The organism is Vibrio sp. 10N.286.48.B8 (assembly GCF_003050085.1).
GTDB lineage: Bacteria > Pseudomonadota > Gammaproteobacteria > Enterobacterales > Vibrionaceae > Vibrio > Vibrio crassostreae.
The window spans coordinates 62503-80858 of the sequence record NZ_PIGD01000009.1 but is presented as its reverse complement, the minus strand read 5'-3'; the positions used below and the strand labels follow the sequence as shown (position 1 = coordinate 80858).

15 protein-coding genes are annotated in these 18356 nt (G+C 43.8%); 6 read left to right on the top strand and 9 right to left on the bottom strand.

The window, feature by feature from the left end; all coding sequences use genetic code 11:
- Nucleotides 1-530 precede the first annotated feature (530 nt).
- A complete protein-coding gene (locus CWO08_RS12255) occupies nt 531-2969 on the bottom strand; it encodes an ABC transporter permease (protein ID WP_108020526.1) in 2439 nt (812 codons plus the stop codon).
- Between the two features lies 1 nt (nt 2970).
- Nucleotides 2971-3645, bottom strand: coding sequence for an ABC transporter ATP-binding protein (locus CWO08_RS12250; protein WP_004730959.1), 675 nt, complete (start codon nt 3643-3645; stop codon nt 2971-2973).
- Between CWO08_RS12250 and CWO08_RS12245 the strand changes: the two genes are divergently transcribed.
- From CWO08_RS12245 to mrdA, 5 genes are all read left to right on the top strand, one after another.
- Nucleotides 3644-4261 carry an arylesterase gene (locus CWO08_RS12245; protein WP_076657240.1) on the top strand — a complete coding sequence of 206 codons (618 nt, stop codon included), beginning with the start codon at nt 3644-3646 and terminating at the stop codon, nt 4259-4261. The two genes, CWO08_RS12250 and CWO08_RS12245, sit on opposite strands and share 2 nt — an antisense overlap.
- An 81-nt stretch (nt 4262-4342) precedes the next feature.
- Nucleotides 4343-5542, top strand: coding sequence for an enoyl-ACP reductase FabV (gene fabV, locus CWO08_RS12240; RefSeq protein ID WP_048660183.1), 1200 nt, complete (start codon nt 4343-4345; stop codon nt 5540-5542).
- A gap of 178 nt (nt 5543-5720) precedes the next feature.
- Nucleotides 5721-7628 (top strand): EAL domain-containing protein, encoded by a 1908-nt coding sequence (locus tag CWO08_RS12235; RefSeq protein ID WP_048661989.1) that lies wholly within the window; start codon nt 5721-5723, stop codon nt 7626-7628.
- A 120-nt stretch (nt 7629-7748) separates the two neighbouring features.
- Nucleotides 7749-9404 carry an ABC-ATPase domain-containing protein gene (locus tag CWO08_RS12230; protein ID WP_048660185.1) on the top strand — a complete coding sequence of 552 codons (1656 nt, stop codon included), beginning with the start codon at nt 7749-7751 and terminating at the stop codon, nt 9402-9404.
- A gap of 398 nt (nt 9405-9802) precedes the next feature.
- Nucleotides 9803-11701 (top strand): penicillin-binding protein 2, encoded by a 1899-nt coding sequence (mrdA, locus tag CWO08_RS12225; protein ID WP_019826612.1) that lies wholly within the window; start codon nt 9803-9805, stop codon nt 11699-11701.
- A 125-nt stretch (nt 11702-11826) separates the two neighbouring features.
- Here mrdA and CWO08_RS12220 read toward each other — a convergent pair whose 3' ends face one another.
- Nucleotides 11827-12447 carry a DNA-J related domain-containing protein gene (locus CWO08_RS12220; RefSeq protein WP_108020525.1) on the bottom strand — a complete coding sequence of 207 codons (621 nt, stop codon included), beginning with the start codon at nt 12445-12447 and terminating at the stop codon, nt 11827-11829.
- Between the two features lie 307 nt (nt 12448-12754).
- Nucleotides 12755-13594 carry an isopenicillin N synthase family oxygenase gene (locus CWO08_RS12215; RefSeq protein WP_009845327.1) on the bottom strand — a complete coding sequence of 280 codons (840 nt, stop codon included), beginning with the start codon at nt 13592-13594 and terminating at the stop codon, nt 12755-12757.
- A gap of 201 nt (nt 13595-13795) precedes the next feature.
- Between CWO08_RS12215 and CWO08_RS12210 the strand changes: the two genes are divergently transcribed.
- Nucleotides 13796-14404 (top strand): DUF2238 domain-containing protein, encoded by a 609-nt coding sequence (locus CWO08_RS12210; protein WP_108020524.1) that lies wholly within the window; start codon nt 13796-13798, stop codon nt 14402-14404.
- 67 nt (nt 14405-14471) lie between these two features.
- Here the strand turns inward: CWO08_RS12210 and CWO08_RS12205 are convergent, their stop codons facing one another.
- The 5 genes from CWO08_RS12205 to CWO08_RS12185 all read right to left on the bottom strand — a co-directional run bounded on the left by CWO08_RS12205 (nt 14472) and on the right by CWO08_RS12185 (nt 18279).
- The gene (locus tag CWO08_RS12205) at nt 14472-14723 is read right to left on the bottom strand and encodes a hypothetical protein (RefSeq protein ID WP_017067298.1); all 252 of its coding nucleotides are present in this window, start codon (nt 14721-14723) and stop codon (nt 14472-14474) included.
- Between the two features lie 21 nt (nt 14724-14744).
- Nucleotides 14745-15665, bottom strand: coding sequence for a DMT family transporter (locus CWO08_RS12200; protein ID WP_108020523.1), 921 nt, complete (start codon nt 15663-15665; stop codon nt 14745-14747).
- 36 nt (nt 15666-15701) lie between these two features.
- Complete coding sequence (locus tag CWO08_RS12195; RefSeq protein ID WP_055319517.1) at nt 15702-17393, bottom strand: SgrR family transcriptional regulator; 1692 nt, start codon at nt 17391-17393, stop codon at nt 15702-15704.
- A gap of 154 nt (nt 17394-17547) precedes the next feature.
- The gene (locus CWO08_RS12190) at nt 17548-17781 is read right to left on the bottom strand and encodes a DUF3389 domain-containing protein (RefSeq protein WP_065675335.1); all 234 of its coding nucleotides are present in this window, start codon (nt 17779-17781) and stop codon (nt 17548-17550) included.
- A gap of 72 nt (nt 17782-17853) precedes the next feature.
- Nucleotides 17854-18279 carry a hotdog fold thioesterase gene (locus CWO08_RS12185; RefSeq protein WP_048660192.1) on the bottom strand — a complete coding sequence of 142 codons (426 nt, stop codon included), beginning with the start codon at nt 18277-18279 and terminating at the stop codon, nt 17854-17856.
- Between the last annotated feature and the right edge of the window lie 77 nt (nt 18280-18356).

Sequence of the window (18356 nt, the reverse complement as noted above, 5' to 3'; positions counted from 1 at the left end):
GTTCTGTAGAATAAGATTAACTGCCGCTATTCTACTTTTGTTCTGCGATGAATTAAAACACATTTTTATCAAGGTCTTAGATAGGCGGGATTTAATATCTATGTAAAAAACATAAATAATCTCTTGACTCAATAACTCCAGATAGAGTTTTAAAGGTTATTCTAACAGTCAAATTTGTCCTAAGTGACGCCACATAAAGGCTGCCTCTGTACTCTTAAAACATAGATGTTAACTTATCCCTAAAGTTATCCACCGTTTTTGTGGATAACTGTTGATAACGTTCTTGCTAAGTTGCGCAAACCCTTTGTTTACAGGGACTAACCGCTATTCATTAAATCGGCATTATTGTGCAATTAGTTTTAAAAAATACTAAAAAGTTGGGAAATAAAGGTGAGATATTTGCCAGTTGTGCTATGTATTGGTCAAATAAAAAACGGTCTAAAGCGACGTCTTATAAATAGTGCATGACTAAATATAAATAATTTCACTTTTAGACCGTTTTAAAGCATTTGGTTAGATCACGCTAACCACTAACCAAAATCCTTGTTTACTGGTGCCAACAAGCGTTTGATTAAGCTATTCACTACCGCGGCCAATGTGATGAACGTTAGCACAGGTAGCGCTATCCACAGCATCGGGTGAAGTGAAGGTTGTAACTCAAAGCCAAAGTTCATAACGCCTGCTACGCTGAGCTCAGAACCGAGTGCTGCAATTGAGCCTGCGACTAACGCCATTAACCCGTACTCACACCAAATAGTATTGAGAATTCGCTTCTTACTCGCGCCTAATGTTCGATACAAGCGTATCTCTTGTTGTCTTTGAGATAAGCTTAATCGCAATAGAGTGAAGATAAGCAACAGCCCCGCCACCACACCTAACGCCGCAAGTACAGTAATCGACCAAACAATCTGTTTGAGCAGTTCTTGTATCTTGCTACCCATCTTACGAATATCCATCAAACTCACGGTTGGGTGATTTCGAGAGAGTTCGTTGAGCATTTGATTATGTTGTTCTTCTAATCTGAAGCTCACTAGCCAAGTAGAAGGAATTGAACTCAAGACATCTGGAGTAAAGATGAAATAGAAGTTCGGCTTCATTTCACGCCACTCGACTTTACGGATGCTATTCACCTGGGCAGAGACATTCTGGCTGTTGATTGTGAACGAAAGCTCATCGCCAATCTTTAGACCCAACTGCTTCGCGACATCCGATTCCACCGATACGCCATGCTCTTGTGTCCAGCGGCCTTCTAACACTTCATTGTACTCAGGCAAGCTATCTCCCCAAGTGAAGTTGATCTCGCGACTTAGTGCGTCTGTTTCTCCTGAGGTATCGCTGTATTCCGACGCTTCAACACCGTTGATAGTCGTCAATCTTCCTCGGATAATTGGAAACGCCTGAGTGCGCTCTACTTCGTTTGCATCAATCGTCTCGAGATAACTGTCTTTTTCATAGCTTGCAATGTTAAGTGCAAACGCATTGGGCGCGTTCTCGGGCAAGGTTTGTTGCCAATCTGACAGTAAATCACTTCTGACCAACCAGATGATAGACAACAACATCAGTGACAGTGCCAAAGAGCCAAATTGAATTCCAGTTGCTAATGGTGTGCGATTAATTCGGCTTAATGCCAAACGCATAGATGTCGACGTCGGCAGCTTACCAACTAAGCGCAAAACAAGCGTACTCACAATTGCGAGTACTAAGAACAGGCAAGCGATACCAGCTAGAACTATCCATACCAATAGATTGTCGCCATACATCAGCATCATTGGAATAATCGGTACCAGTAACAACAAGTATTTCTTATAGCTTTCATTTGACTGGTGACTTGATTGAATAACACTGATTGCTGAGGTGTTGACCAAGCCAATTAACGGGATACCAAGAGCAGGAACACCAATTAAGATACTTGATAAAATCGCCAAGATAGCAGGTTCAATACCATAGCTAGGAAGCGGCGTTGGTAATAAGTCACCCAGAGGTATACGAAGCAAAAACTCTAAGCCGATACCTATGGTAATTCCCAGTACTGCACCGATAACCACTAACAGAGAGACCTGTACAGACAACCATTTAACGATCCACTGCTTGCTTGCACCTAAACTCTTAAGCATCGCGATGGTTTTACGACGACTCGCCACATAATGTTGGCACGTGAGTACCAAAGTGGTCGCAGCCATGATCACAACGATAGCAACGGTTAGCGAAAGATATTGAGTCGTGCTTTCGAACATGTCGTTAGTACGGCTCGCAGAATCTTGAGTACGCCAGCGGTCACTCGGGGTTAATTCTACGCTGTCTTGCGCGGCTTTCAGTTTTGAATCATCACCGTTCAAGAACAGCCTGAAACTCACACGGCTTCCCGGTTGAATGGCACCAGTCGCATCGATATCGCTTTTGTGTATCAATACAGCTGGCATTTGCTGGAATGGGTTAAAGCTCAAGCCCGGTTCTTGAGTGATACGCCCTGTTATCGTTAAATCGGCATCGCCAATAGTGACATTGTCACCAATGTCTACTTCTAACTGCGCAAATATACGCTCGTCTAGCCAAAGTTCACCCGGCTCAACATGGTTACTTAATGCTTTATCAACGCCCTCTAAGATCATTTCGCCACGTAATGGGTAATTACTTTCAACCGCTTTCACCGTCACTAACTGCATCGAGTTGTCACTGAATGCCATGGTTGAAAAACGGGTTAGTTGGGAGCTTTCTAGTTGCTCAGCTTGAGTGAGGTCTAACAAGGATTGCGGAATTGGGTTTGCTGATATGAACACGCTATCGGCAGTAAGTGCATCTTTGCCCTGCTTAACAATTACCTGCTCCATACGTTCTGCCAACGCCGACAATGCAAACACACAAGCAATAATAAGCGTTAAAGCGATTGAAACTGGCCACAACTGACCGTGTCGAATCTCTTCAATACTCCATGAAAAAAGGCGTTTATTCAGTCCGTTTGATGAATTCAATTTAGACTTCCTCTATCTGACCGACATGCATCTTAAGTGTTCTTTGGCAACGTTGTGCAAGCTTAGGATCGTGTGTCACCAAAACCAACGTGGTGCCGTGAGATGAGTTCAATTCAAACAACAACTCAACAATCTTGGCAGCTGTTTGCTGGTCTAGGTTACCTGTGGGTTCATCAGCAAAAAGGATTTTTGGCTTGATCATAAATGCGCGCGCCAACGCGACCCTTTGTTGCTCACCACCAGATAATTGGGACGGCAAGTGATCAAGCCTGTCTTTCAAGCCTACGGATTCAAGCAAAGCAGTCGCGCGTTCGATGTCTTCGTCTTCTCCCTTCAACAAACAAGGCAGCGTGACATTTTGTAGTGCAGATAGGCTTGGGATTAATAAGAAGCTTTGAAATACAAACCCAACCGATTCACTACGGATCTTAGCCCTTGCCTCATCATCAAGCTGTGAAAGTGGCTGCCCTAATAAACTGATTTCACCTTTCGTTGGTACGTCAAGACCAGCTAGCAGCGTCATTAGGGTCGACTTACCCGCACCAGACGTGCCGACAATCGCGACGGTTTCGCCTTCACGAATATCGATATCGACGTGCTCTAGGATTGTTAAATGTTCTTGATTAGTAGACACTGTCTTCGAAACAGCTTCTGCTTTAATGATGGATGTATGCATGACTCGACTAATTTCCTTTTTATTCTTTATTTTATTTTCAACCGCTTCTTTGGCTCAAGATACCGAGTTAGATTCTAAGCTACTGGTCCTTGGTGATAGCTTGAGTGCTGGTTACAACATGGACATCAAACAGAGTTGGCCAAGCCTGTTACCAGACGCATTAGCAAAGCATGACAAAACAGTCACCGTGGTTAACGGAAGTATTTCGGGTGACACAACTGGCAATGGTTTGGCTCGCCTACCACAATTGCTTGAAGAACACGCTCCAGACACTGTTCTTATTGAACTTGGTGCGAATGATGGACTTCGTGGATTCCCACCGAAGCTGATGTCTGCGAATCTTGATCAAATCATTGAGCAGATAAAAGCTGCGGGCGCGAAACCTATAATGATGCAGATTAAAATCCCACCGAATTACGGAAAGCGTTACAACCAGCAGTTTGAATACGTTTTTGCAGCGCTTGCTGATCAACAAAACGTGCCACTTTTGCCCTTTTTCCTTGAGCACATCATCCTTAAACCTGAGTGGATGATGAACGATGGACTGCATCCAAAACCAGAAGCTCAACCTTGGATTGCTGAATTCGTCGCCGAAGAATTATATCAGTATCTTTAAGTTTTAATGGTCTAGCTCAATAAATTTTACACAGCTTTACGTTAGCCTGAGTGCATATCACCGTTAACTGTAAGGTTATTTATGCTGATCGAACCTGTTATCAAGGGTGTGGTAGCCAAAAGCGCTCACCCTATTGGCTGTCAAGAAGCCGTAAAGCAACAAATCAAGTTTGTTAAGAGTGCGCCGCAAATCAAAGATGGCCCTAAACGCGTACTGATTATCGGCGCTTCCTCAGGCTTTGGCCTTGCCGCTCGTATTGCCCTTACCTTTGGCGGCGCAAAAGCTGACACTATCGGCGTCTCATTCGAGCGCGGTCCAAACGAAAAATCCCTAGGTAGTGCTGGTTGGTACAACAACATCTACTTCAAAAAAGAAGCAGAACGAGAGCAACGCACTGCTATCAATATCGTTGGCGATGCATTTTCGCAAGAAACACGTTCACAAGTTGTTGAAGCCATTGAAACCTACTTTGAAGGTGAAGTGGACCTGATTATCTATAGCTTAGCTGCGGGCGTTCGTCCTAAACCAGATTCCGATGAGTTTTGGCGCTCTGCCATCAAGCCTATTGGTGAAAGCGTAACTGGCGCGACGATTTCTCTGGAGCACGACAATTGGGTGACAAACACACTTGATGCTGCAACGGAAGAAGAAGCCGAAAGCACACTCAAAGTGATGGGCGGCGAAGATTGGGAACAATGGATAGATGAGCTTATCAACGCTGAATCTATCGCCCCGGGTTGTAAGACAATCGCGTTTTCTTATGTTGGTCCAGAAGTCACACACCCTATCTATTTAGACGGGACATTGGGGCGAGCTAAGATCGACCTTCACCAAACCAGCCACGCACTTAACTTAGAGTTAGCTAACTTTGATGGCAACGCTTACGCGACTGTCTGTAAAGCCCTAGTCACTAAAGCGAGCGTTTTCATCCCGGGACTCAGCCCTTATCTACTTGCTTTGTACAAAGTTATGAAAGAGAAAGAGACCCACGAAGGTTGTATTGAACAGATGCAGCGCTTGTTTAGCTGCAAACTGTATGGACAAACTAAAGTGCCACTTGATGGTGAACGTCTGATTCGTATGGATGACTGGGAATTAGACCCTGAAACCCAAGCACACGTAACAGAGCTGTTAGAAAAGATGGATGAGAACAACTTCAAAATGTTAGGCGATTACCAAGGGTTTAAAGAGGAGTTTCTGCAGTTAAATGGGTTTGCTCAACCTTCGGTAGACTATAACCAGAAACTTAATACTGAAGATTTTATAAAATTAAAGCCTTAATCGAAACTTATCTCATTACTGAGACCCAGATTCACATTTGAAAACCTCTGCAAAATTGCGGAGGTTTTTTCGTGCAACATTTCTTATAATTAATTAACGTAAGGTTCATAGTTTATTTGGTTCATCATAATTAACACAGGATGTGTTGATGCATTTAGCATAATTGACTCGGAGTCATATGAAGAAAATAAAAACGATAGACTTAGATATTCCAGACGATATGGAGTCAGGTTGGCAGAACATTGTTGACCTCTTGGCTCAAATCACTCAAGTGCCCGCCGCACTTATCATGCGTGTTCACGCCAACTATATTGAAGTTTTCTCAACCAGCCGTAGTGAAAATAACCCTTACAACAAAGGTGACTCTGAAACCTTAGGTAATGGGCTTTACTGTGAAACGGTGATGGAGTCTCAACAACAACTTGTTGTACCCAATGCCCTCGCCGATCCTGACTGGGAAAACAATCCAGATATCAAGCTCGGCTTAGTCTCTTACTGTGGTATTCCGCTGCTTTGGCCGAATGGCGAATTATTTGGCACCATCTGCATTTTAGATTCAAAAGAAAACCACTACACTCCCACCTACATCAAGCTTTTACAGAGCTTTCGCACCTCGATAGAGTCCCAGCTTAAAACCCTGTTTCAGCATGCTAAGCTCACTCAAATGAATAGAGACTTGAAAAACCGTGTTTACACTCGGACTAAAGACCTTGCGAGTCTTAATTATTCATTAAATCAAGAGATTGATAAGCGAAAAGCAGCAGAGCAAAAGATCAATTTCCAAAAGAATCACGATCTCGGTACAGGCTTTTTAAACCGAACCGCATTTGAATCTCGCTTAAACCACAAGCTACTGTCACAAAGAAGGCTAACAGACAGCTCATTTGCAGTCGTTCATATTGGTTTTACCAACGGCAGACGCATACAAGCTCGATACGGCTATAGTGCGTTAGACCAAGTGCTTGTTGAATACCGACAACGCATCGACAGTATCTCTGATATAGAAGTGTTAACAGCACGCCCTACTTCAGTTGACCTCGTGTTGGCGTTTAGCGTTAAAGATTTGGACCATCGCCTAGAAGAACTTTGCCAAACGCTAGTTAAAGTTGGCCATTCAGAATTTGATATCGAAAGTGACAAAGTGCATTTGCACGCCTTTATTGGGATTGCAGTTACGAACGACGAAGATGATGCGGAACGCATTCTGCAAAAATCTTCTGAAGCGATGTTAGCCTGTAAAGATTCAGGACAAAAGTTCGCTTACTACTCTCAATCTCATACCGAAGAACAAACCCATATTAATAAGATCGAAGGCTATTTGCTTCAAGCCGTTCGCAATGATGACCTTATGCTCTACTTTCAACCCAAGGTATGCCCGCTAACGCATCGCTGGGTTGGTGCAGAAGCTTTGCTCCGTTGGCGACATCCTGTTTTGGGTGACATTTCTAACGAAACCTTGATACATATGGCTGAGCAAAACGGTTTGATTTTCGAAGTGGGTAGCTTTGTTCTTCGCAATGCGATTGAAAAAGCCAAAGAGTGGTCTGAATACGTTGACGATTTCAAAATGGCCGTGAATGTGTCTGCGATTCAACTTAAGAACGTGCACTTTGCGGAACAAGTGGTTCACCTACTCGAAACCTACCATCTAGAACCTCGTTGCTTAGAACTTGAAGTCACGGAGAGCGGCCTGATTGCAGATGAAGTGGTTGCCAAGAATACCTTAGAATCTCTGCATGATATTGGCGTTACATTGTCATTGGATGACTTTGGCACGGGCTACGCTTCTTTCAGTTACCTCAAGAAATTCCCATTTGATACCATTAAGATTGATAAGAGCTTTGTCGACCAAATGCTCAACTCACACGAAGACTCGGAAATTGTTCGTTCTATTGTTCAAATTGCGAAAAAGCTCGACCTAAAAGTCACGATTGAAGGCATAGAATCTGAGGTTCAGGAGCAATTTATTATTAATGAAGGCTGCGATGTGGGCCAAGGCTACCTTTACGGAAGGCCAATGCCGAGCCAAGAATTCGAACACAGCTTAATCAATCAAAACTATTTGGGGACAACTCGCTACGCTTAAAGCGGAAAAGAGCAGTTAGTTTTGGATTTAGGCCTACTTTCTCTTTACTCTAAAGGTGGTGATTTTTATAATCGCCGCCTTTCTGTTTTTATCTTTCCCCTTATATAGGCATTCCTCGTTATGGATCAGTTGACTGCAAAGCTTAAAAAGCTCGAAAAACAAAACTACCGTGCATATCAACAAATTAAAGGTCAATACGACTTTGCTGATTTTGAATTACACATCGACCACATTCAAGGTGACCCATACGCGTCAGCTTCTCGTTTTCGTGCAACGCGCGCGTGGTCTTTGACCGGGTTAGATTGGCTGAAAGAAAAATCTTATGAATACCAAGTAGCCGCTCGTGACTTTATCGCACGTAGCTTCTCTGAGTTCGCGAAACAAGAATCGACCGTGTCTATTGCCCTGACGGGCCAAACAGTATTAGACAATACGGCCGTTGTTTTCACAGAACACGGTATCGAAATTCGTTTCCGTATCAACCTACCTGCTGATGGCCGTAGCATTCTTGCTAAGAAAGCGAACAACATCATCACTTTCTACTTACCGAAGTTTATTCGTCGCGCAACGCTTGAGCGTGAGTTGAACATCGATGCAATGATTAAGCACTGTGAAACGATTGAAGACCAAGAAGCACTGCGTGCTCAATTGGACGAAAATAACCTAGCGGCGTTCGTTGCAAACGGCAGTGTACTACCGCGTATCGCGGGTAACTGTGACCTGCCGATGAAAGACGCTGTGCCTTTCGCAGCTCCAGAGTCGTTGAGCGTTACATTAAACACACCAAATCAAGGTGACGTGACTGGCCTAGGTATTCCAAAAGGCATTACGCTAATCGTTGGTGGTGGTTTTCATGGTAAATCGACTCTGTTGAACGCCGTTGAACGTTCTATCTACAACCATATTCCTGGTGACGGTCGTGAAGGCATCGTAACTGCGATTGATACGATGAAGATACGTGCTGAAGATGGTCGATGTGTGCACAGCTTGAACCTGTCAAACTACATCAATCATTTACCTATGCAGAAAGACACGTCTGATTTCAGTACACAAGATGCATCTGGCTCTACGTCTCAAGCGGCTTGGTTACAAGAATCAATTGAAGCCGGTGTTCAAACTCTACTTATCGATGAAGATACATCAGCGACTAACTTCATGATTCGTGATGAGCGTATGCAAGCGCTAGTGTCAAAAGGCGATGAGCCAATCACGCCACTTGTCGACCGCATTGGCCAACTTCGTGAAGAGATGGACATCTCTACCATTGTTGTAATGGGTGGCTCTGGTGATTACCTGGATGTGGCGAACACTGTGATTCAAATGCACGACTACCAAGCGGTAGATGTGACGGAAAAAGCAAAAGACGTTATTGCTCAGCACCCTACTCAGCGTACTAATGAATGCGAGACGGCTTTAGAAACGTTTGTGCCGCGTTCATTGAACCGCGCATCGCTAATGAACATTCTAACTGACGGTAAATTCCGTGTTAACGCGAAAGGCAAAGAGTCACTGCGTTTTGGTAAAGAGTTCGCAGACCTTTCTGCGCTTGAGCAATTAGAATCGCCATCTGAAGTAAACGCGATCGGTTGGGCTTGGTTCCAATTTGCACAAACTCCAGGTTGGTCAAACAACCCAGCGAAAGAGTTCAACGCTATTTTGGAAAACGAATGGCACGCTAACATGCCTAACTACGGTGATTTAGCGAAACCAAGAACATTAGATGTGATGGCAGCTCTTAACCGTATGCGTAAATCTCAGTTCAAGCCTTCGAACTGATTTCGTTAACTATAAGATTTATTGTGCTTCTAAGCTTTTTAAGTTCCAAGCTTCCAATTTACTAAGCTACTAAGCGACTAAGCTACTAAGTCACTAGCTACTAAGTCAGCAAATTAACGGTCTACGGCTCTCATTCTGAGGGCCGTAAATCTTTCTAACCTCTATTTGCCCAACTTCTAGTGTTATCAAAACTCTTCAACTCTAAAAATTCACAAAACTAATATTTACATCAATTACTTATCAACTTTTGTAATAAGAAAATTAAAGGCGCTGTTTACCGCCATCTAATGCTGTCGTTCCCTAAAATCATGACACAGCTTTTACAAAACCCTAGTGATATTCAGATAAAGTCCCGACTCGACAAGTGTAACCAAATGTAACAAACCCTTGAGGCTTCAATGAATCATAAACGCGTTAAGATGCGTGACCATAAAATCGAAGTGAACCTATTCAAAAACCGCGTAATCGTCGCATTTTGTGGGATCTTGATGTTCACTCTTGTCTTAGTCGGCAACCTATACCGACTTCAAGTTGAAAATTTTAAAAGCTATCAAACTCGTGCCGATGGTAACAGGATCAAAGTGTTGCCTATCGCCCCTACTCGTGGGCTGATTTACGACCGCAACGGCGTATTGCTTGCAGAGAACAAACTTGTCTTTGATCTGACTATGATTCCAGAGCAAACCGATGATGTCGATGCAATGCTCGCCAAGCTAGACAAATACGTCCCACGTGATGCCGAGCAGATCGCTCGTTTCAAAAAACGTTATCACAACACCCGCCGTTTTAAATCAGTGACCATTCTAGAGAACTTAACGGAAGAAGAGATTGCGAAGTTCTCTGTTCATCAGTACCAGTTCCCCGGGTTATCTATCGATACCAGCTTAAAGCGTTTTTACCCGAATGGTGAGGTTCTTACCCACGTTCTTGGTTACGTGGCGCATATCAACGATAGCGATCTAAGAAAACTTGAAGAACAAGGGATAGATGCGAATTATCAAGCTACAACAATTATAGGTAAACTCGGCGTTGAGCGTTATTACGAAGATATCCTACATGGAACCAAGGGCTATCAGGAAGTAGAAGTAAATAGCCGCGGACGAGTTGTTCGAACGATTGAATACGTGCCGCCAGTAGCCGGCAAAGATATCGTGCTAAATATCGACCTTGAACTGCAAAAATACGTTTTTGAGCAACTTGACCATAGAACTGGCAGCGCAGTTATTCTCGATCCAAAAGACAACAGCGTGTTAGCGATGGCATCAAGCCCGAGTTACGACCCTAACCTTTTTGTCGACGGCATTTCGAGTAAGAACTATCAACGCTTATTGAATGACCCTGCTCACCCGTTGGTAAACCGTACGACTCTAGGTGTTTATCCTCCTGCATCAACTGTTAAACCATTTATGGCTGTGGCAGGACTGCAAGAGCATGTTATCTCTGAAGATACAATTCGTAACGACCATGGGGTATGGAGAATTCCCGGTTCAAAACGAAACTCCAAATCGTGGCGTGACTGGAAACGTTGGGGGCACGGGCCTGTTGATGTCACCCAAGCGATTGAAGAGTCTGTGGATTCATTCTTTTATCAAACCGCTTTTGATTTGGGTATTGACCGAATCTCAAGTTGGATGAACCGATTTGGATTTGGTGAACCGACAGGTATCGACATCTATGAAGAAAGTACCGCCAACATGCCGACTCGAGAATGGAAAATGATGCGTTATCGCACCCCTTGGTATCAGGGCGACACAGTACCGATTGGTATTGGCCAAGGTTATTGGACTTCGACACCGATGCAACTTGCTAAAGCAACTTCAGTATTGGTTAATCATGGTAAGGTGATGCCACCGCATATCTTACGAGCTACCTTAGACCACGGTGAAGATTTCAGTACCCAAAAACTTGTCGAACCGGAGCCAATGCCCTCAATCACTGAAGTACCGGATAGAATTTGGGATGTGCCCATCAACGCGATGCGACTCGTGAACCACGGAAGTCGAGGCAGCGGCAGGCGTGCATTTAAGGGAACTAAATACACGAGCGGCGGTAAATCAGGAACTGCACAAGTGTTTGATCTAGCGAAAGATCAGGTCTACAACTCGAAGAAACTCGCTAGGCATCTACTTGACCACGCGCTTTACACAGCTTTCGCACCTTATGAACACCCTGAATATGTCGCGACTGTGGTCATTGAACACGGTAACGGCGGCTCGAAAGTCGGCGCACCTTATATCCGTAAAGTACTCGACTATGCCTTTGAGCATAAAAGTGGTGAGAGCAAAGATCACTCCTAGCACCAACAACTTAAGTCGCTACAACACATAACGTAATTACGACAAAGCCCCACTTGTGTCACTCACAATATGGGGCTTTATATTTTAGGGTTCCACCCAGCTAGGCAGTTAAAAGTGACTGTCGATTATGAGCTTCGTAATACATGCCATGCTTCACAGAGCGTCTGAAATTTTGCGGTGTTACCCTCGTCTCGGTCTGGATGCCATCTCAACGCCAGTTGTCGCCAACGCTTTCTAATCTCATGGTGAGTCGCGTCTAAAGGTAACTCAAACAGGTTCAATGCTCGGCTTCGATCCATATCGAGCTCATCACCACCAACAAACTTCCGGTACCGAGTCCAAAATTCGTTCAACAGTCTTTTAACTTCACCTTCATCCGCTTCATAGTTAACCCAATTAATATAGTAGTCTCGAAGTGGATCTTGACGATCGATGTTGTGGTTGCTTCCGTGATAACGACCGTTCATCAATTCAATGTCCATCGCTTGGACTTGTAGCCAACCATCAGGATGTAAAGTTTCTTGAAGCTGATAAAGCGCATTCATGATCAGGAAGTTCTTCTTAAACAACTCTTTCTCAGGCACAGGATCTAACACAGGCACGAACCCAAGATCGTTCAGATGAGCCGCCAATGTGTGAACTTTCCATCCACTTGGCTTTTGCTTAAGCACTTCCATTATCGGCCAAAGCAATGGGTTTTCCATATGGCAGTGAAAGTTTGCTCGCACATCTTGATGATTCGACATAGTTGACTCAGTTAGCTTTTCTGAATTAATGGATTTTCAAAACAGTGGTTCTATAAGTAATCTGTTTCTCATCCGTTGCGTATCTTCTTTAATTGAAAGCGATTTTCTACGATTTGTCGAGCTTAAGGACAAACAACTTTCTATCGCTTGGCTTAAAGACACTTTTTACCGTCAAGACTGAATACCGTTTAGTCGAACGCAACCGTAAGCAATACAGGAGCTATTTTTTGCTACAGATGCAAAAAAGGTCAGCAATTTAGCTGACCTTTCACATCTATCCAGTATTAGGGACTAAGCATTTAACTCATTAGATAACGCCAAGCTCTCTTAGACGTTCCATTAGGTATTCGTTTGCTGTGTACTTTTCGGATAGCACTACTTCTGGTTTCGGGTGAAGGAATAGAGGCAAAGAGATACGAGACTTCTCTTGGCGTTCACCTGATGGGTTGATTACACGGTGAGTTGTCGATGGGAAGTAACCACCTGATGCTTCTTGAAGCATGTCACCGATGTTGATGATCATGTTACCGAAGTCACATGGAACATCTAACCACTCGTCATTTTGTGCTTTAACTTGAAGGCCCGGCTCGTTTGCTGCAGGAAGAACAGTCAGTAAGTTGATGTCTTCGTGTGCCGCAGCGCGGATTGCACCTGGCTCTTCATCACCTTGCATTGGTGGGTAGTGAAGAACACGAAGCAAAGTCTGTTCACTGCCGTTAATCATTTCTGATAACGCAATAGAGAATTTCTCTTGTACTTCTTGAGGAGCATGAGCTTCAACCCAACCTAGCAGCTCTTGAGCAAAAGCATTCGCACGTTGGTAGTAATCTAGAATCTGTTCTTTGAGCTGTTCAGGGATTTGGCCCCAAGGGTATACATGAAAGTACTCTTTGATGTCTTTTACAGTGTGGCCCTTAGCAACTTCAGATACTGAAGGTGGAAAATATCCATCTTGTGTTTCAACATTAAAGTGGAAGTTCTCTTTCTCTTCAGAGATGAAGAATTGGTACCAGTTTTCGTAAATTGACTCAACAAGCTCTTTCGGGATTGGGTGGTTCTTAAGAACACCAAAACCAGTTTCACGTAGAGAGCGAACAAATTGTTCTGCTGCGTCGTCAGCAAGGTAATCGACAGTTTCCAGTTTCATGACTTTCTTTCTTGTTATGTAGTAATAGAGCGATTTTAAGGATCGCTTTGTTGTAAATCAAACTTTTGTGAAACTCTAGCAACCGTTTGTCTAGATACTGGGCGATAACACCACTTTTCAACAAATCTGGTGATTAAACCCCAATTGAACACTGTTCATTATTGTGTGACACTATTAAAAACTTCGACGAGAGATCTTGATATGACAATCACGCCACTTGCTCAAAATCGACCATTACTGTCATTGACGACGCTGTATCTGACTGTGTTTCTATTTTCAGCGTTCGCTCCCTCTTCAAGAGCTGTGTGGATTGCCGAAATTGTCCCAGCGCTCGCGATATTGGTGGGTATTTGGTGGGTATCAACAAAGCTCACCTTCACTAAGACAGCCTACGTTTTGATGTTTATCTGGCTGATTTTGCATACGATAGGCGCGAAATATACCTTCGCTGAGGTGCCATTTGATTGGTTCAATAACATGATAGGTTCTGAACGCAATAACTTTGACCGTGTCGCCCATTTCTCTATTGGCCTTTATGCTTACCCACTCGCAGAGTACTTGATTCGTAAAAAACTGGCTCAACCGGTACTGGCGTGTTTCTTTGCGCTATTTGCGATCATGAGTGTTGCTGCAGGCTATGAAATTATCGAGTGGTGGTACGCGGAGATTGCAGGTGGTGATGAAGGTATCGCATTCCTTGGTTCACAAGGTGATATTTGGGATGCGCAGAAAGACATGCTGTGTGATACAACTGGCGCAATTGTCTCGCTAATACTTCTTAAGCTCCAAGGGCGTGTCAAAGTTCATTGATACTAGCTTTTGATTCTGAACTTCAATAACAGTTCTGAAATGCCACACAATGAGTGCGGTGGCATTTTTATTTCATTGTTACCTTACCACCAACAAACTTGTAGGCTGGCGTACCTCGAACCAAGGTATCTCGCGCAAATTCAATCCCGCATTCAGGGCACACACATGGCTCTGTCGTGAAATCTTCAACGATACGCTCCTTAAAACATTTCACGAGTGCACCTTTGCCACCTTTCCGATACTTAAAAAGTTGCGTTTTACATTTGGCGCAGAAAATCTGAACCGTCTTGGTCGGTTGTTTCTTGTTTGGTTTAGCCATAGAAGTTAATGATTGAACTCTTTATTTCTTATGTTTAGGAGCGACAAGAACCAAGCTTATCCCAAGAAGTATAACGGTTGATGAGACTATAAATTGCATGGTGACAGGTTCAGATAACAGTAATACGCCACCAAGTGTCGCGATAACTGGAACAGAAAGCTGTGCAATAGACGCAACCACCGTATTCAGTTTTTTCACCACGTAATACCACAAACTATAACCGATACCAGAAGCCACTGCGCCCGATATAACCGCGTAAATCAAACCTTGCTCAGTGATAGATACTTGCGGTAACGCATTAGGTATCAAAGAAAATAAGCTTAATGCCAAAAGGATAACTAGCGAGCTGAATCCAAAGTTAGCGGTGGTCGATTGCAGTGCGTTTGACGATTTCTTTCCGGCCAACGTGTAAATGCCCCACCCAACTCCAGCCAAAGACATCAAGATGATAGAAACTAAGTCGGGTGCCTGTGTCGATTCCGTTGGCATTAACAAGTAAACAAGCCCTGCCACAGATAACAAACACCCGCCCCACTCAATGAGTGACATTCTGTTGCCAGAGAACAAATGCGCGGCAATCATTGTAAATTGCACTGCGACAAACAACACCAGAGCACCAAGACCTGCGCCAAGCTCTAAATAAGCAAACGAGAAGCCAAACATATACACGAGCAGTGACAATATGGATGCTAATTGGAACTGTGATTTGAGCTTTGTGTATCCCGATATACCGCTGTTATGTGAATCCTGTTTAGGTTTGGAGTTAGATTTAGACTGCGAAGATAACGTTAATAAAATCAGAAGTGTTAGCGCTCCAGACAAGATACGTACAATCGAAAAGCTCAAGGGATCAATCGTTTGATCCATTAACGCCCAGCGGCAAAGCACGGAGTTAGCAGCAAATGCCACCAGCGTAATCAGGGTTACTAAAACGGTTTGCATCGGTCTTTCCTTGTCCTTGCTGAGGTTAGCCGTGTATTAATCAACGTCAGGTTTAACCCATACTTGGCTAAAATCAAACCAACCAAGCGCATTGCACTTCGCGTTTTGTAAGGTACCACATTGGTCTTTGTTTACGCCTAACCAACAATGGAACATCGGAATCAATTGGTTGCTTTGTACCAGTTGCTTACCGAGTTGCCTTGCTGGAAACTGTTCAAATTCACCAGAGCGCCAACGATCAATCATATGGCACCATTGATCAAAATCATCTGCGGGACTGGATTCATCGAGGAAACTATAATCCATAAGCCAACATGCCAGTGCGTCGTCTCTGTTATTCGCAATTCCCATGGGGTTAATCCAAATGTCCACATCATCAGCATGCGGTGGATCGGTTTCGTAACCCAAAAGCTCAACATCAACATTATATTGTTTAAGCACAGTAACAATGGCCTTCGCGAGCGTAGGAAACATTGGGTGCTGGCATTGGTAAGCTAACTTTATTGCAGGCTTACTATCGGCTGGTGGACATTCCGGAACCTTTAACTTGATATCGTACCAACCAGGCTTGATGCCATAAGCATGCAAAACGCCCAAATCAATGACGGTTTCTTTTGGTATATGTACAAAAAGATCGGCAGCATTTAACGCATTTGACAAAAACTCCGCCCAAGCGGGATCTTGCGCTATACCTTTCTTTCTGTTGAGTAATAGATACGTACACCCCGGATCGAGCTCTACTTCATCGCTATCGCCGCGGTCGGCCATTACAGGCTTAGAAAGACTTGGATAAACCATTGATGAATAAGCCTCATCCACTACCCAAACTTCAACGCGATCAATTAACGGTCTGAAACCAAAATATCCGTTGAAAGCCGTTAACACGAGTTGTTTCTCGTCGTTCTTTTCGATGCGGTAAGGCCCTGTTCCAATCGGTCGAATATCGTAGTCTTCACCACGTAAAGTGACCGGTAAAGTGACTTTAGCGACCGATTCCGTTAGTGCGAGCGGAAAATACTTGTCTGGACGTGTGAGGAAAACATCTACAACACAATTTGCAGGTGAAGAGACATCTTTGATATGCGAAAACATGTTGAGAGGTTCAAGGGCAAGAAGTGTATCCACAACATGATTGGTTAACAGAGGTTCCCCGTTATGAAAACGAACACCTGGCCTCAAGAAGAACCGCCATTGATAGTCACTGATCTGCTGCCACGAGTGAGCAAGATCAGGCTGGAGCTGATCGTTTTCATCCAAACGCGTTAAACCACTGAAGACTTGGCAGGCGATGTGTTGCTCTGAACGACGCATAGACTTTGTCGGATTAAGCATGGATAGCGGACGATAATAAGGCAAACGAATGACCTGTTCGCCCTCTTGATATTGCACACCCAAGTAGTTTTGAATGACTTGGGTGAGTTTCGCAGCATTGTGATCAAGCACTGACAGCGCCTGTCCAATTTTGCCTTCCTGTAAGTAGCGTCTCGCTAAGTTCTCGCTCACATCACAACGATTTTGCTTAAAGATAAGTTGAGATAACTTCCCTCGACCCGCTGCCGGTAACCATTCGACCCATCCTTCTTCCTCAAGCTTGTTGAGTACCATTCGGGCATTACGACGGGTACAACAGAGCACATCCGTGATGTCGTCTAACTGAACATCAGAATCTTTACCATCGAAGTATTCAAACAGGGTTTCAAATTGAACGCGAAGTCTTGGGCTGCTCATAAAGAGGAAAACTTATTCAAAGGACATTGAATTCAGTTTCCCTATTTTACGGCCTAAAAGCAATATTACTGGCACAATTTTATTATGGATTATTGAGTATGACATCCTAAGACGTTATTCAATCTGAAGGGCTAAGTGCTTTTACAGCATAGGATTACATCACATCGCAGCCAGTTTCATTAGCGATCTCACGAAGCTGCTGTTCGTCGTCCAATTTTATCGACCATTTACACTCAGAGCCATTGGCTGAAATGACATTTGCCCCTTTTCCGATCAGTTGAATGGCATCAACTTGAGCTTGTAGCGTGACTCTATGTTCACCATCTAAACGAACAACCAGCTCATGTGCCGTTGCGATGACTTTTCCACTTTTAAACGTTATGACCATGGGATTCTCGGGCTACTTCTTTAAATACTAATAACTTCTTCTAAATACAAAAAACTGATGACTTTAAGTCTATTATCGCTTGTGTTTCTTTACAGCGATGGTTAAGCGGCTGGTGCAAACTAAACGTTGACGTTCATCTGTGATATTGATCTGCCATACTTGTGTCGATACACCAAGGTGAATGGGCTCAGCAGTACCGATGACGTTGCCTTCGCGCATTGATCTTACGTGGTTAGCATTGATATCGAGTCCAACGCAATAGTAGCCTTCTGGAACGCAGAAATTTGCAGCCAATGAGCCAAGTGTTTCTGCAAGCACAACTGATGCGCCTCCATGAAGCATGCCAAGTGGTTGATGCGTAAAATGACAAACCGGCATGGTTGCGACCAAGGAGTTATCGTTTACTTCGGTGTAAACAATGTTGAGGTGTTCAATTAAGGTATTTTTTGAGGTCGCGTTGAAGGTATCTAGGTCAACGGGCTTTTTCCAAATACTCATATAGGTTCCTTAATTATTGATCTTGTTATCGCGTGCATAGCTTTTTTCTATATTACCGCTGTTAGTTATCTTACAGC

Coding starts and splice junctions, on each gene's coding strand:
- CWO08_RS12245 (WP_076657240.1), top strand. CDS start 3,644: ATGACTCGACTAATTTCCTTTTTATTCTTTATTTTATTTTCAACCGCT.
- CWO08_RS12250 (WP_004730959.1), bottom strand. CDS start 3,645: ATGCATACATCCATCATTAAAGCAGAAGCTGTTTCGAAGACAGTGTCT.
- fabV (WP_048660183.1), top strand. CDS start 4,343: ATGCTGATCGAACCTGTTATCAAGGGTGTGGTAGCCAAAAGCGCTCAC.
- CWO08_RS12235 (WP_048661989.1), top strand. CDS start 5,721: ATGAAGAAAATAAAAACGATAGACTTAGATATTCCAGACGATATGGAG.
- CWO08_RS12230 (WP_048660185.1), top strand. CDS start 7,749: ATGGATCAGTTGACTGCAAAGCTTAAAAAGCTCGAAAAACAAAACTAC.
- mrdA (WP_019826612.1), top strand. CDS start 9,803: ATGAATCATAAACGCGTTAAGATGCGTGACCATAAAATCGAAGTGAAC.
- CWO08_RS12220 (WP_108020525.1), bottom strand. CDS start 12,447: ATGTCGAATCATCAAGATGTGCGAGCAAACTTTCACTGCCATATGGAA.
- CWO08_RS12215 (WP_009845327.1), bottom strand. CDS start 13,594: ATGAAACTGGAAACTGTCGATTACCTTGCTGACGACGCAGCAGAACAA.
- CWO08_RS12210 (WP_108020524.1), top strand. CDS start 13,796: ATGACAATCACGCCACTTGCTCAAAATCGACCATTACTGTCATTGACG.
- CWO08_RS12205 (WP_017067298.1), bottom strand. CDS start 14,723: ATGGCTAAACCAAACAAGAAACAACCGACCAAGACGGTTCAGATTTTC.
- CWO08_RS12200 (WP_108020523.1), bottom strand. CDS start 15,665: ATGCAAACCGTTTTAGTAACCCTGATTACGCTGGTGGCATTTGCTGCT.
- CWO08_RS12195 (WP_055319517.1), bottom strand. CDS start 17,393: ATGAGCAGCCCAAGACTTCGCGTTCAATTTGAAACCCTGTTTGAATAC.
- CWO08_RS12190 (WP_065675335.1), bottom strand. CDS start 17,781: ATGGTCATAACGTTTAAAAGTGGAAAAGTCATCGCAACGGCACATGAG.
- CWO08_RS12185 (WP_048660192.1), bottom strand. CDS start 18,279: ATGAGTATTTGGAAAAAGCCCGTTGACCTAGATACCTTCAACGCGACC.